We start from the raw sequence: 13,310 nt of genomic DNA, 5'->3' as shown, positions 1-13,310 counted from the left end.
GCCCGTGGCGGCTCCGGTGCCGGTATCACTGCCCGTGGTCGCTCTGCCTGACGAGGTGCTCACGCGTGTGCTCCGAACTCCAATGGAATGTTGTCGATCAGCCGGGTGGTGCCGACCTTCGCGGCGACGGCCAGCACGGCGGGGCCGGTGTGGTCGGCCGGGATCTCGGTGAAGTCTGCGGGGTCGACGAGCGCGAGGTAGTCGAGCACCAGGGGTACGTCGGCGTGCGCGGCGTCGTCGAGGACGTGCCGGGCGGCGGCCCGTACGGCGTCCGGGAGGCCGGAGGCGGCCACCGACACGGCGTGGGCGTCGGCGGAGGCGCGGGTCTCGCCGAGTTTGGCGAGGGCGGTGGCGCGGGCCTCGGAGGAGCCGTGGGACTCGGCGCGGGCGGCCAGCGCGGCCTGCGCGGCGAGCCGGTCGCGTCCGGCGAACAGGGCGCGGGAGAGGGCGAGGGCGGTGTGCCGTTCCGGGTCGGAGAGGTAGCGGTTGCGGCTGGAGAGGGCCAGGCCGTCGGCCTCCCGGACGGTGGGGACGCCGACGATCTCGACGGGGAAGTTGAGGTCGGTCACCATGCGCCGGATCAGGGCGAGTTGCTGCGCGTCCTTCTGCCCGAAGTAGGCGGTGTCGGGCCGGGTGAGGTGGAGCAGCTTGGCGACGACGGTGAGCACGCCGTCGAAGTGGCCGGGGCGGGTGGCGCCTTCGAGGACGGTACCCATGGGGCCGGCGGTGACGCGGACCTGGGGTTCGCCGCCCGGGTACACCTCCTCGACGGCGGGGGCGAAGACCACGTCGGCTCCGGCCCGTTCGGCGAGGGCGAGGTCGGCGTCGAGGGTGCGCGGGTAGCGGTCGAGGTCCTCGTTCGCGCCGAACTGGAGCGGGTTGACGAAGACGGTGACGACGACCTGGCCGTCGGTGCCGGCGCGCTCGCGGGCGGCGCGGATGAGGGTGGCGTGGCCCTCGTGCAGGGCGCCCATGGTCATCACGACGGTACGGCTGCCGCGGCGCGGCAGCGCGTACAGCTCCGCGCCGGTGCCGATGAGCCGCGCGGGGTTCGTCGTGGTTCGGTCCGTCGCCGTTCGGTCGGTCGCAGTTGGGTCGGCCGCCGTTGGGTCCGTCGCCGTTGGGTCCGTCATCGTTCGGTCCGTCATCCTTCGTTCCCTCCGTCCCCTCCGTCCGCGAGGACGTCGAGGAGGTCCTCCGCGAGCTCGGGCTTCAGCAGGCCGTGCGCGAGGGCGCGGTCGGCGGTGGTGCGGGCCATCGCCAGGTAGCCGGCGACGGTCTGGGGGGCGTGCTTGCGCAGTTCGGCGACGTGCGCGGCGACGGTGCCGGCGTCGCCGCGGGCGACCGGGCCGGTGAGGGCGGCGTCGCCGGAGCGCAGGGCGTTGTCGAGGGCCGCTCCGAGGAGCGGGCCGAGCATCCGGTCGGGGTGTTCCACGCCGGAGGCGCGGAGCAGTTCCATGGCCTGCGCGACCAGGGTGACCAGGTGGTTCGCGCCGAGGGCGAGGGCCGCGTGGTAGAGCGGGCGGGACTCCTCGGCGATCCATTCGGGCTCGCCGCCCATCTCGATGACCAGGGCTTCGGCGGCGAGCCGCAGCTCGGCGGGGGCGGTGACGCCGAAGGAGCAGCCGGCCAGCCGGTCCACGTCCACGCTGGTCCCGGTGAAGGTCATGGCGGGGTGCAGGGCGAGCGGCAGGGCGCCGGCCCGGCAGGCGGGGTCGAGGACGGCGGCGCCGTACCGGCCGGAGGTGTGCACCAGGAGCTGTCCGGGCCGGACGGCACCGGTGTCGGCGAGGCCCTGGACGAGCGGCGGCAGCGCGTCGTCGGGCACGGTGAGCAGCACCAGGTCGGCGAGCTCCAGCACCTGGGCGGGGGTGACGAGCGGGACGCCGGGCAGCATGTCCTCGGCGCGGCGCCGGGATGCGTCGGAGACGCCGGACACGGCGACCGGCCGGTGTCCGGCCAGTTGCAGGGCGCGGGCCAGCGCGGGGCCGACCCGGCCGGCGCCGACGACGCCGACGGTGAGCCGGGCAGGGCGGTCCTGCTGTGTTGCGTTCACGCGGGGAGGGCCTTCCGTTCCAGTCCGCGAGGGGTACCGGACGATACGTCGCCATGCTAGCCCCTGGGGGGTGCCCGGCCCCTGTTCAGGCCGGGCCGGGCGGTCCCGGGGCGGGGCCTCCGTTAATGGAGGGGCGGCCGGGACCGGGCCGGGGTGATGATCGGCGGCATGAGCGACGAGGACACGAAGCGGGACGAAGAGCGGACGGCCCGGGCCGGGGGGACGGACGCGGCCGGAGAAGCGGCCCGGGAACGGGAGGACGCCCCGGACGGGGAAGCGCTCCCGGACGGGGAACCCACGGGCCAGGAGCGTTGGACCGCGGCCTGGCGCAAGGCGCCCCGGGCGCTGAGCCGGAGCGTGCGCGAGCCGGGGCTCGGAGAGCTGCTGGAGCGGCTGGCCGGGCTGTCGCACGACCCCGACGCACCGGTGGACGTCTACGGCGACGGGGTCGTGGCGGACCTGGAGCGCCGGGTGGCGGAGCTGCTCGGCACGGAGGACGCGGCGTTCTTCCCGTCCGGGACCATGGCCCAGCAGGTGGCGCTGCGCTGCTGGGCGGGCCGTACGGGGAACCGGCTGGTGGCCCTGCATCCGCTGAGCCACCCCGAGATGTGGGAGGGCGGGGCCCTGTCCGCGGTGTCGGGCCTGCGGACCACACATCCGACGCGCAGCCGGCGGCAGCCGACGGCCGAGGAGGTACGGGAGCTGCCGGAGCCGTTCGGGACGCTGATGGTGGAGCTGCCGCTGCGGGACGCGGGCTTCGTGCTGCCCTCGTGGGAGGAGCTGGAGGAGCTGGTGGAGGCCGCCCGGGAGCGGGAGGCCGTGGTGCACTTCGACGGGGCGCGGCTGTGGGAGACCACGGTGCACTTCGGGCGGACGCTGCCGGAGATCGCCGGGCTCGCGGACAGCGTGTACGTGTCCTTCTACAAGTCGCTGGGCGGGCTGAGCGGGGCCGCGCTGGCCGGGCCGCGGGAGTTCGTGGAGGAGACCCGGGTGTGGCGGCACCGGTACGGCGGCCAGGTCTTCCAGCAGTTCCCGCAGGCGCTGTCGGCGCTGGCCGGGCTGGACCGGGAACTGCCGAGGCTGCCGGCGTACGTGGCGCACGCGCGGGTGGTCGCGGAGGCGCTGGCCGCGGGGCTGGCGGAGGCGGGGGTGCCCTGGTTCGCGGTGCACCCGGAGGTCCCGCACACGCACCAGTTCCAGGTCTGGCTGCCGTACGACGCGGACCGGCTGACCGAGGCGTCGGTGCGGCAGGCGGAGGAGACGGGCACGGCGCTGTTCCGGGTGTGGTCGCCGGACGGCCCGCCCGGCCTGGCGGTCACGGAGGTGACGGTGACGGAGCCGGGCCTGTCGTGGACACCGGAGGACGTCCGCTCCGCGGTGGCGGACTTCGTGGCCCGGATCGGCTGAGGCGCGTCCTGCGCACCCCCGGCGGGGCTCTGGGCGCCGCGCGGAGCCCCGTGGGCACCCGGGTGCCGACGCCCGGTGCCGACGCCGTCAGTGGTGCGGCAGGAGACGGTGCAGGGCGGCGCGCCACGGGTGGCGGGCCGGGCGGCCGTCCAGTACCGCGCGGCACTGCTCGTACGAGCGGGCCGAGCGCACGGCGGCGAGGTCGTCCCGGCCGGGCGGCGGCGGCATCGGGTCGCCGTGCTGGGCCGCCCGGTAGCTGTCGATGAGGAACTGCTCGATCGCGGTCATCTCCCCACCCTCACCCCATTGGCGTAATCCCGCCCGTCGATGGACGGCCGGCGTCGAACGACGGGCGTAGCGCCGCGTCACCCGGACGCGCGGCGCGCCGGGCCGCCCAGCCCCGCCGCCGCGGGCCGCCGGGCCATCGTGGACAGAATGACCCGGTGAGCGTGAGCATCGACGTCGCCGACCCGCCCGCCGGGCGGATCCGCTTCGCGCCCTCGTCGCCGGCGGAGCTCTGCGTGGCCCTGCACGCGCTTTCGGAGCCCACCCGCCACCCCCGGCTCACCTCCTCCTCCGACGTCTTCACGGCCTTCGCCGGGGTGCCCGGGGGCACCCTCGCCCCGCCCTCGGCCGGACTCGCCGCCGGAGCCGGTTCGGTGGACCTGCTCCGGCGCCCGACGGAGGCGCTCGCGCACCCGATGCGGATGCGGCCGGGCCGGATTCCGGCGCGGGCGCCGTACACGACGGGCGAGTTGGCGAACGTGTACGGCATCACCGCGCCGGAGGTGTCCCGGCACCCGGCGGTGCCGAAGAAGGCGGGACCGCTGCGCACCCACCGTCAGGGGCACTGCGTCCAGCGCCGGTTGGACCTGTCCATAGCGGCGCGGATCGGCTCCGATTCCATCGAGGGAATCCTCCGGTAGCCCACGGCCGGCGGCGGAACGAAAAGCAAAGATCCAATTTCCGTTCCGCAACGGCGTGTTCGTGCTGCCGTCACACCGATAAACGGAATTCACGAACCGGAATCAGTGAAAAGTCTGGCCACGGAAGGCCCTTGGTGTCTAACGTGCGTCCACCGCAGATGACCTGCCTGTCGTGAAAGGACTTCCATGCCCTCACGCCGTATCGCCGTTGCCACCGCCACCCTGGCTGCCGCGGCCCTCGTCTCCCCCCTGCTGCTGGCCGGTCCGGCCGGCGCCACCAGCCCGCAGAGCGACGCCGCACGGGCCGACGCGCTCGCCCGGAAGCTGGTGAAGGAGTCCACCGGCAAGGGTGCCTTCAACCACCTCAAGGTCTTCCAGGGCATCGCCGACTACAACAACGGCACGCGCGTGGCGGGCTCGAAGGGGCACGAGCAGTCGGCCAAGTACATCGAGGCCGTGCTGAGGGCGTCCGGCTACCAGGTCAGCAGGCACGAGTTCGACTTCGTGTACGTCGAGACCCTCGCGGAGAAGCTCACCGTGAACGGGGCCGGCGGGCGCGAGGTCCCGATCAAGCTGATGACGTACACGGCGAGCGGCCCGGAGGGCGGAGTGACGGCGCAGGTCGCCGCGGCCCCGGTCGACGCCGACGGCACCAACGGCTGCGAGCCGGGCGACTTCGCGGCCGGCGCCTTCACCGGGAAGATCGCCCTGATCAAGCGGGGTGGCTGCACCTTCGCCGCGAAGCAGGCGAACGCGGCCGCGGCCGGAGCCGTGGGTGCGGTGATCTACAACAACACCGCCGGCGGCCTCAACGGCACCATAGGCGACCCGGCGGCGGGCAAGATCCCGACGGGCGGTGTCACCCAGGAGGAGGGCGAGAAGCTCGCCGCCGAGGCGGCGGCCGGGCCGGTCGAGGTCACCCTGGACATCCGCGAACTCCGCGAGAACCGGAAGACGTTCAACGTGATCGCCGAGACCCGCGGCGGCGACGCGGCCAACACGGTGTTCCTCGGCGCGCACCTGGACTCGGTCGCGGACGGCCCCGGCATCAACGACAACGGTTCGGGCTCGGCCGGCATCCTGCAGGTCGCCCAACGCCTCGCCCCCAGCCAGAGCAAGATCAAGAACAAGGTCAGGTTCGCGTGGTGGTCGGCCGAGGAATTCGGGCTGCTCGGCTCGGAAGCGTATGTCGGCTCGCTGACCGAGGAACAGAAGAAGCAGATCAAGCTCTACCTGAACTTCGACATGATCGCCTCGCCGAACGCCGCGTATTTCGTGTACGACGGTGACGACTCCGACGGTGTCGGGGCCGGCCCCGGCCCGGAGGGCTCGGCGCAGCTGGAGAAGGGCATCACCGACTTCCTCGACTCGAAGAAGATCCCGCACGAGGGCACGGACTTCTCCGGTCGCTCCGACTACGGGCCGTTCATCGAGGTGGGCATCCCGTCGGGCGGCACCTTCACCGGCGCCGAGGGCATCAAGACCGAGGCGCAGGCCGCGAAGTTCGGCGGACAGGCGGGTGTCGCCTACGACGTGAACTACCACGGCAAGGGCGACGACATCACCAACATCGACCAGAAGGCCCTGGACATCAACGTGGACGTGATCGCGGACGCGGTCGGCCACTACGCCTTCGACCTGGCGCCGCTGTCCAAGCCGGTGGTCTCGAAGCCGACCGACGGCTCCGCCGGCGGCGGCGGCCTCCACGCCGGCCACGAGCACGTCTCGGAGTAGCCCCCGCCGACCCGGCCCCCGCCTGCTCCCCCGCGGCGGGGGCCGGCCCATGCCGCTGGGCCCTGTCGCCGAAGCGGCGCCTGGCCCCACTTCGACGACAGGACCTACGGCCAGGCCGCCGCGAGGCCGACGGGCTGCGCGAGCCAGAGGAAGTCGCCCAGCCCGCCGCGGGCGGTGAGCTCCGCCGCCTCGCCCGCCGAGGCCAGCGCCCGTACGTACGCCGCCGGATCCGACGAGGCGAGGGCCAGCGGGGGCCGGGCCCCCGACACCCCGAGCGCGGCGAGCGCCTCGCGCTGCGTCAGCAGCACGGGCTCCGGGCCGGCCGGGCCGGACGAGGCGTCCGCCGAGGCCGACGCGGCCGACGCGCCCGCGGCAGCGCACGCGTCCAGCGCCACGTGGGCCGTCACGTCACAGGTGCCGTCCGGCACCGGCGCGACCTCGCGCCCCGCCCGGAAGCCGGTCAGGGTCCCCCACGACGGCCGGGTCCCGGCCAGGTGCGCGTAGTCCACTGCCACCGCCAGCCCGCGCGACAGCGTGCCCACCGCCGCCGCCCAGGCCTCGTCCCGCGTGCGGCCGATCTCCGCCCGGCCGCCCCCGCCGGCCTCGGGCTCCGGCCACCACCGGTCCAGCCAGTCCCGGTCGGCCGCCGAGAGCCGCCCGCCCGCCGTCTCGGTACCGTCCCGCGCGACCAGCACGTAGCGGCCGTCCTCCGCGAGGTCCAGCGGCACGTTGTCCAGCCACTCGTTCGCGAAGAGCAGCCCGGTCGTCCCCGCGGGCGGCTCCGGCACCCAGGCGATCCGCCCGTCCAGGCCCTCGGGGCGGGCCGCACGTTCCACCGCGTACGGCCGGACCCGCGCCGCGACCTCGGCCGGCAGCGCCGCCAGCACTCCGGTCAGCAGTTCCGCCCGTCCCGCGCCGACGTCCACCAGATCGAGCCGGTCCGGGCGGCCCAGCGCCCCGTCCACCCACAGCAGCAGCCGGGCCACGGCGCCCGCGTACAGCGGCGAGGCGTGCACGGAGGTGCGGAAGTGCCCGGCCGGCCCGGCCCCGCCCTCCCGGACGTAGAAGCCCTCCGGCCCGTACAGCGCCGCGTCCATCGCCTCGGCCCACCGCAGCGCCGGCCCGTTCCCCTTGCTCACCGCATCAAGGTTAGGGTCACCGTCCACCTTGGGGAGTACGACCCCCGTTCCCTAATCGCACCTGTGGTTGACTCCTTCACCTATCTCCTTTCCCTACTCTGGGTTACGTGCAGCGCCTCTACGACTTCCTCCGCAGACACCCGACGGGCGTCGACAGCTTCTGGGCTGTCCTGCTCTTCGCGTTCGGGATGCTGCAGGTCGCCGCGGGGTTCGGGTCGACGCCCGAGCGGCTCGTCGCCGTACCGGCCGTGATCGCGCTCTCCGCCGCCGTCGCGCTGCGCCGCAAGTGGACCGTGCCGATGCTCTGGGTGACCGTGGGCGCCGGCGCGTACCAGCTGGCCACCGGCTCCGAACCGACCCCGGCGAACTTCGCGATGCTGATCGTGCTCTACACCGTCGCCGCCGCGGACGTGCCCGCGTGGGTCTCCCGCACCGCCCTCGGCATCGGCCTGGCCGCGCCCGTCCTCAGCATGCTGCGCTGGCCCCTGCACGAGGCGACCAGCACCGGCGAGGTGGTCTTCACCCTGGTGATGCTGATGGTGATGTTCGCCCTCGCCTGGGTGATGGGCGACTCGGTCCGCACCCGCCGCGCCTACTACGCCGAGCTCGTCGAGCGGAACCAGCGGCTGGAGAAGGAGCGCGCCGCGCAGGCCCAGGTCGCCGTCGCCGCCGAACGCGCCCGGATCGCCCGCGAGCTGCACGACGTGGTCGCGCACAACGTCTCGGTGATGGTGGTCCAGGCCGACGGTGCCGCGTACGTCATGGACTCCGCACCCGAGCTGGCCAAGGAGGCCCTGCAGACCATCTCGGGCACCGGCCGGCAGGCCCTCGCCGAGATGCGCCGACTGCTCGGCGTGCTGCGCACCGGTGAGCCCGAGGCCTCCGAGGACTACGTGCCGCAGCCTGACGTGGAGCAGATCGAGGTGCTGGTCGAGCAGGTCCGGGCGGCCGGGCTGACGGTGGACTTCGAGGTCGAGGGCACCCCGCGGCAGCTCCCCAGCGGGGTCGAGCTGACCGCGTACCGGATCGTGCAGGAGGCCCTGACCAACACCCGCAAGCACGGCGGCCCGGACGCCCGGGCCAGCGTGCGGCTGGTCTATTTCGACGACGGGCTCGGCCTGCTGGTCGAGGACGACGGCCGCGGCGCGGCCCACGAGATGTACGAGGACGGCGGCGCCGACGGCGCCGGGCACGGAATGATCGGCATGCGCGAGCGGGTCGGTATGGTCGGCGGCACCCTGGACGCGGGCCCGCGCCCAGGCGGCGGTTTCCGGATCAGTGCCCTGCTGCCGCTGAAGAAGCAGCAGCCCTGAGAAGAGTGAGGTCGAGGTAGCGGATGTCCATCCGAGTGATGCTTGTCGACGACCAGGTGCTGCTCCGCACCGGCTTCCGGATGGTGCTAGCCGCCCAGCCGGACATGGAGGTCGTCGCGGAGGCCGGTGACGGCCTGGAGGCGCTGGAGGTGCTCCGCGCGACGAAGGTCGACGTCGTCCTGATGGACGTACGCATGCCCCGGCTCGACGGGGTGGAGGCGACCCGGCGGATCTGTGAACGGCCCGAGCACCCGAAGGTCATCATCCTGACCACGTTCGACCTGGACGAGTACGCCTTCTCCGGTCTGAAGGCGGGCGCGAGCGGGTTCATGCTGAAGGACGTGCCGCCGGCCGAGCTGCTCGCCGCGATCCGGTCGGTGCACAGCGGGGACGCGGTCGTGGCCCCGTCCACCACCCGCCGGCTGCTGGACCGGTTCGCCCCGATGCTCCCGACGACGGCGGCGGAGCCGCGGAACAAGGAGCTGGAGCGGCTGACGGAGCGCGAGCGCGAGGTCATGCTGCTGGTGGCGCAGGGCCTGTCGAACGGCGAGATCGCCGCCCGGCTGGTGCTGTCGGAGGCCACGGTCAAGACCCACGTGGGCCGCATCCTCACCAAGCTGGAGCTGCGCGACCGGGTGCAGGTCGTGGTCATGGCCTACGAGTCCGGGCTGGTGCGCGCCGGAGGCGGCGGAGCGGGCTGAGCCGATGTCACCACCGCCCCGCCGCCTCCGGTGGCGGGGCGGTGGGGCGGTGGGGGCGGGGCTCAGCGCTGGACGAACTCGCAGGTGCCCGGCACCACGGTGTCCAGGGTGGCCGGGTCCGCGATCAGCACGTCGAAGTCGAAGGAGCTCTCGCCGCAGTCGATCCGGTCGAAGCCACCGTTGCGGCTGATGATCACGTCGGTGCCGCCGCGGCCCTCGAAGGTGGTGGTGGCGCCGGACGAGGCGTTCCAGCCGTCCTGGTCGGTGAGCCGGTCCGGGCCGCTGCCGCCGATGAGCCGGTCGTCGCCGTCGCCGCCGACGAGGTCGCTGGGGATCGAGGTGTTGTTGGTGGCGATGTCGTTCTGGTCGCCCAGGGTGGCGGCGATCCGGGACACGCCCGTGGAGGAGCCGCAACGCACCGTGTGGGTGTTGACCGGGAAACAGCCGGGCCCGGGAGTGAGCGTGGACGTCGAGTCGGTGACGACGATCTGGCCGGCGACGACGGCGAAGACGACGCTGTTGGTCTCCCCCGGCAGGGCGGCGAAGTTGATCTGGCCGCCGCCGCGCGAGACGAGGGCGGGGTTGGCGGACGCCGGGGCTGCGAAGGCCATCGTCATCGTGAGCGCTGCCACGGCGGGTACGGCCAGGCGGGCGGCGGTGAGCAGGCGTGCGGGCTTGAGGTTCATCGTGCAGTCTGTCCCTTGAGTTGCCGATGGTGCCGAAAGTGCCGATCACGGACCGGATCGAGAGTCCGTCGGTTCCGCGTTACCCAGAGCGACCGCGCTCGTTGATCCCCTCACACATGGTTACCCCGGGTGCCCGGCACAACCGCCCGTACGGCCCATGGCAAACGGCCCAAGGCAGCCGAGCGGCGAGCGGCGGGCGGCAGGGCAGGAACCCGGCGGTCTCAGGTCATCCAGCGGTCCGGGCGGGCCGTGGCCCGGCCGGTCCGGGACCGGTCCGCCTGGGCGCGGAGCAGCTCCGCGGCCTGCCCGGCGTCCCGCAGCCGGGCGGTCACCGTGTCGTCCGCACCGGTGTCCACGCAGACGTCGGCCAGACCGCGGGCCCGCTCCCACGGGCCCTGGGTGAGCCGTACGCTCTGCACCTTGGCGTGCGGCACGATCTCCGTACGCCGGCACAGCCGGCCGTGCCGGGCCGCGAAGACCTCCGCGGAGACGGCCAGGCCGTAGCCCTTCCACCACACCGGGACCACCCAGCGCGCGCCGTGCGCGGGCGACGGGGCGAAGGACAGGGCGGACAGGTCCACCCCGGGCAGCACCCGGGCGACCACCGCGTGCGCCTCCTCGCGCGGGGCGACCGGGACCAGCACGTCGTTCTTCGAGCCGGCCACCGCCAGCTCCACCCGCACCCAGCCGCGCCGCCGCCACAGCAGCGGCTCGATGATCCGGACCGTCTGGACCCGGCCCGGCGGGACCGTCTCGTGGGCCCGGTCCAGCAGGCCGTGGTCCAACCGCAGCCCGTCCGGGGATTCCGCGACCGTCCAGTCGTACTCGGTGAGGAAGCGGCCGGCCGTGCCCGACCAGGCCGCGCCGAGCACCGGCAGCAGGGTCAGCAGGGTGGCCCACAGGTTGTCGCTGAGCAGCCACACCACCGCGGGAACGGCCAGGGCGGCCGCCACCGCGCCCCAGCTGGAGAGGGTGAGCAGCAGCGACCGCACCAGCCGTGGTGTGGGCAGCCGGAACAGCTCGCGCACCGGGGCCTCGCCCACGGTCACCGCCTCGGCGGGGGTGAAGCCGGCCGCCAGGGCGAGCAGCTCGGCGCGGAGCGCGACGGCCTCCCGCTCGCCCAGGAACGCCAGCTCGTCCTTGTCCTCCGTGCCGATGACGTCCAGCTTGAGCTTGGCGACGCCGGCGAAGCGGGCGAGCAGCGGCCGGGTCACGTCCACCGCCTGGAGGCGTTCCAGGCGGATGTGCGCGGTGCGCCGGAAGACCAGGCCGGTGCGGATGCGCAGCTCGGTGTCGGTCACCGCGAACCGGGTGAACCACCAGCTGAGCAGGCCGTAGGCGCTCGCCGCGACCACCACCCCGGCCGTGATCAGCAGGAGCAGGGCGGAGCCGGCCTGCTCGATCCAGCGGACCGCGCGGTCCCCCTGGTGGAAGAGCACGCCGGCGGTCGCCGCGATCGGCACCCAGGCCCGTCGCAGCGGGGTGAAGGGATGCAGTCTGCGTTCGGCGGCGGCCGCCGCCGACTCGTGCGGTTCGCTCGGCTCGTGCGGTTCGCTGGGCTGGTGCGGTTCGCTGGGCTGGTGCGGTTCGCTCACAGCCCCGCCGACCTTGCCTCGCCCAGCTCGGTGAGCCGGTCCCGCAGCCGTTCGGCCTCGGCCGGGTCCAGGCCCGGGATCCGGGCGTCCGTCGCCGCGGCAGCCGTGTGGAGCTGGATCGTCGCCAGTCCGAAGCGGCGCTCCAGCGGTCCCGAGGAGACCTCGACCAGCTGCATCCGCCCGTACGGGACCACCGTCTGCTCGTGCCACAGCACGCCCCGGCTGATCAGCAGGTCGTCGGCGCGCTCGGCGTACCGCCAGGAGCGCCAGTTCCGGCCGGCCAGCCACCATCCCCAGCCGAGCACGGCGATCCAGAACAGCCCGAGGGAGGCCCAGCCCGGCCCGATCCAGAGTCCCGACATGACAGCCGTGGCCACCGCCAGGGCGGTCATCCAGATGACCAGCAGCAGCCGCCGCACCGACAGCAGTCCGGCCGGAAGGCCCACCCAGCCTGGCCCGTCCTGCCCGGCCCCCGTCCCCGTCCCCGTGTCCGTCCCCGTGTCCATGTCTCAACCCTAGGACTCCCCGCGATCCGTCCTGTGGGACCAGAGAACGAGATCACGGCCCGGACTGAGAGAATGCCGCCATGACGGAGACCACGGTCGGCATCGGCGGCGCGGCGGAGAGCACCGACATGGTGCTCAACATCGGGCCCCAGCACCCTTCCACGCACGGCGTGCTGCGCCTGAAGCTCGTCCTCGACGGCGAGCGCATCCGCAGCGCCGAGCCCGTTGTCGGCTACATGCACCGGGGCGCCGAGAAACTCTTCGAGGCGCGCGACTACCGGCAGATCGTCATGCTCGCCAACCGCCACGACTGGCTTTCGGCGTTCTCCAACGAGCTCGGCGTGGTCATGGGCGTCGAGCGGATGCTCGGCATGGAGGTGCCCGAGCGGGCGGTGTGGATGCGCACCCTGCTCGCCGAGCTGAACCGGGTCCTGAACCACCTGATGTTCCTCGGGTCGTACCCGCTGGAGCTGGGCGGGATCACCCCGATCTTCCACGCGTTCCGCGAGCGCGAGGACCTCCAGGCCGTCATGGAGGAGATCTCCGGCGGCCGCATGCACTACATGTTCAACCGGGTCGGCGGCCTCAAGGAGGACCTGCCGGCTGGCTGGCTGGGCCGGGCCCGGGCGGCCGTCGCCGAGTGCCGGTCGCGGATGGACGTGTACGACAAGCTGGTGCACGGCAACGAGATCTTCCGCGGCCGGACCCGCTCGGTGGGTGTGCTGTCCGCCGAGACGGTGCACGCGTACGGGGTGTCCGGGCCGATCGCCCGCGCCTCCGGGGTCGACTTCGACCTGCGCCGCGACGAGCCGTACCTGGCCTACGGCGAGCTCCAGGACGTGCTGAAGGTGGTCACCCGCACCGAGGGCGACTGCCTGGCCCGCTTCGAGGTGCTGCTCGACCAGACGAACAACTCCCTGGACCTGGCCGACGCCTGCCTGGACCGGATGGCGGAGCTGCCGCCCGGCCCGGTCAACCAGCGGCTGCCGAAGGTGCTGAAGGCCCCGGAGGGCCACACGTACGCCTGGACGGAGAACCCGCTCGGCATCAACGGCTACTACCTGGTGTCGAAGGGCGAGAAGACCCCGTACCGGCTGAAGCTGCGGTCCGCTTCGTACAACAACATCCAGGCGCTGGTGGAGCTGCTGCCGGGAACGCTGGTCGCGGACATGGTCGCGATCCTCGGCTCGTTCTTCTTCGTGGTCGGCGATATCGACAAGTAAGAGGATTTCAGGGCCGATTGGACC

At 73.5% G+C, this 13,310-nt stretch carries 13 protein-coding genes; 6 read left to right on the top strand and 7 right to left on the bottom strand.

What is annotated here, in order from left to right; translation table 11 throughout:
* Positions 1–59: 59 nt before the first annotated feature.
* Positions 60–1,133 (bottom strand): pantoate--beta-alanine ligase, encoded by a 1,074-nt coding sequence (gene panC / locus AC067U_RS12045; RefSeq protein ID WP_478829515.1) that lies wholly within the window; start codon positions 1,131–1,133, stop codon positions 60–62.
* Positions 1,134–1,144: 11 nt separating this feature from the next.
* Entirely contained in the window at positions 1,145–2,056 is a 912-nt protein-coding gene (locus AC067U_RS12040; protein ID WP_478829514.1) for a Rossmann-like and DUF2520 domain-containing protein, read from the bottom strand.
* 168 nt (positions 2,057–2,224) lie between these two features.
* Here AC067U_RS12040 and AC067U_RS12035 point away from each other — a divergent pair, with 168 nt between their 5' ends.
* Positions 2,225–3,463 carry a threonine aldolase family protein gene (locus AC067U_RS12035; protein ID WP_478829513.1) on the top strand — a complete coding sequence of 413 codons (1,239 nt, stop codon included), beginning with the start codon at positions 2,225–2,227 and terminating at the stop codon, positions 3,461–3,463.
* Positions 3,464–3,550: 87 nt separating this feature from the next.
* Here the strand turns inward: AC067U_RS12035 and AC067U_RS12030 are convergent, their stop codons facing one another.
* On the bottom strand, positions 3,551–3,751 hold the full coding sequence (locus AC067U_RS12030) for a hypothetical protein (protein WP_478829512.1): 201 nt from the start codon (positions 3,749–3,751) through the stop codon (positions 3,551–3,553).
* Between the two features lie 155 nt (positions 3,752–3,906).
* Here AC067U_RS12030 and AC067U_RS12025 point away from each other — a divergent pair, with 155 nt between their 5' ends.
* Complete coding sequence (locus tag AC067U_RS12025) at positions 3,907–4,389, top strand: DUF5937 family protein (RefSeq protein WP_478829511.1); 483 nt, start codon at positions 3,907–3,909, stop codon at positions 4,387–4,389.
* 186 nt (positions 4,390–4,575) lie between these two features.
* Positions 4,576–6,123 (top strand): M28 family metallopeptidase, encoded by a 1,548-nt coding sequence (locus AC067U_RS12020; RefSeq protein ID WP_478829510.1) that lies wholly within the window; start codon positions 4,576–4,578, stop codon positions 6,121–6,123.
* Between the two features lie 104 nt (positions 6,124–6,227).
* On the opposite strand, the gene AC067U_RS12015 is transcribed toward AC067U_RS12020, so the two are convergent.
* Entirely contained in the window at positions 6,228–7,220 is a 993-nt protein-coding gene (locus tag AC067U_RS12015; protein ID WP_478829590.1) for an SAM-dependent methyltransferase, read from the bottom strand.
* Positions 7,221–7,369: 149 nt separating this feature from the next.
* On the opposite strand from AC067U_RS12015, the gene AC067U_RS12010 reads away from it, so the two are divergent.
* Both AC067U_RS12010 and AC067U_RS12005 read left to right on the top strand, forming a co-directional pair.
* On the top strand, positions 7,370–8,575 hold the full coding sequence (locus AC067U_RS12010) for a sensor histidine kinase (protein ID WP_478829509.1): 1,206 nt from the start codon (positions 7,370–7,372) through the stop codon (positions 8,573–8,575).
* A 23-nt stretch (positions 8,576–8,598) separates the two neighbouring features.
* Positions 8,599–9,276 carry a response regulator transcription factor gene (locus tag AC067U_RS12005; RefSeq protein ID WP_478829508.1) on the top strand — a complete coding sequence of 226 codons (678 nt, stop codon included), beginning with the start codon at positions 8,599–8,601 and terminating at the stop codon, positions 9,274–9,276.
* 62 nt (positions 9,277–9,338) lie between these two features.
* On the opposite strand, the gene AC067U_RS12000 is transcribed toward AC067U_RS12005, so the two are convergent.
* The 3 genes from AC067U_RS12000 to AC067U_RS11990 all read right to left on the bottom strand — a co-directional run bounded on the left by AC067U_RS12000 (position 9,339) and on the right by AC067U_RS11990 (position 12,063).
* On the bottom strand, positions 9,339–9,962 hold the full coding sequence (locus AC067U_RS12000; RefSeq protein WP_478829507.1) for a hypothetical protein: 624 nt from the start codon (positions 9,960–9,962) through the stop codon (positions 9,339–9,341).
* Positions 9,963–10,183: 221 nt separating this feature from the next.
* On the bottom strand, positions 10,184–11,557 hold the full coding sequence (locus AC067U_RS11995; RefSeq protein WP_478829506.1) for a PH domain-containing protein: 1,374 nt from the start codon (positions 11,555–11,557) through the stop codon (positions 10,184–10,186).
* Positions 11,554–12,063: a PH domain-containing protein gene (locus AC067U_RS11990; RefSeq protein ID WP_478829505.1), complete on the bottom strand. Its 510-nt coding sequence runs from the start codon at positions 12,061–12,063 to the stop codon at positions 11,554–11,556. Before AC067U_RS11990 ends, AC067U_RS11995 begins: the two co-directional genes overlap by 4 nt.
* A gap of 80 nt (positions 12,064–12,143) precedes the next feature.
* On the opposite strand from AC067U_RS11990, the gene AC067U_RS11985 reads away from it, so the two are divergent.
* The gene (locus AC067U_RS11985) at positions 12,144–13,286 is read left to right on the top strand and encodes an NADH-quinone oxidoreductase subunit D (protein WP_478829504.1); all 1,143 of its coding nucleotides are present in this window, start codon (positions 12,144–12,146) and stop codon (positions 13,284–13,286) included.
* Positions 13,287–13,310 lie beyond the last annotated feature (24 nt).

It is taken from the genome of Streptomyces sp. NPDC043853 (genome assembly GCF_056436025.1).
Note: the sequence above shows the minus strand (reverse complement) of the source record. Positions and strands in the feature narration are given on the sequence as shown.

Excerpts from the sequence above, each read along its gene's own strand:
- panC (WP_478829515.1), bottom strand. The coding sequence starts at position 1,133 with ATGACGGACCCAACGGCGACGGACCCAACGGCGGCCGACCCAACTGCG.
- AC067U_RS12035 (WP_478829513.1), top strand. The coding sequence starts at position 2,225 with ATGAGCGACGAGGACACGAAGCGGGACGAAGAGCGGACGGCCCGGGCC.
- AC067U_RS12030 (WP_478829512.1), bottom strand. The coding sequence starts at position 3,751 with ATGACCGCGATCGAGCAGTTCCTCATCGACAGCTACCGGGCGGCCCAG.
- AC067U_RS12020 (WP_478829510.1), top strand. The coding sequence starts at position 4,576 with ATGCCCTCACGCCGTATCGCCGTTGCCACCGCCACCCTGGCTGCCGCG.
- AC067U_RS12015 (WP_478829590.1), bottom strand. The coding sequence starts at position 7,220 with ATGGACGCGGCGCTGTACGGGCCGGAGGGCTTCTACGTCCGGGAGGGC.
- AC067U_RS12005 (WP_478829508.1), top strand. The coding sequence starts at position 8,599 with ATGTCCATCCGAGTGATGCTTGTCGACGACCAGGTGCTGCTCCGCACC.
- AC067U_RS12000 (WP_478829507.1), bottom strand. The coding sequence starts at position 9,962 with ATGAACCTCAAGCCCGCACGCCTGCTCACCGCCGCCCGCCTGGCCGTA.
- AC067U_RS11990 (WP_478829505.1), bottom strand. The coding sequence starts at position 12,063 with ATGGACACGGGGACGGACACGGGGACGGGGACGGGGGCCGGGCAGGAC.
- AC067U_RS11985 (WP_478829504.1), top strand. The coding sequence starts at position 12,144 with ATGACGGAGACCACGGTCGGCATCGGCGGCGCGGCGGAGAGCACCGAC.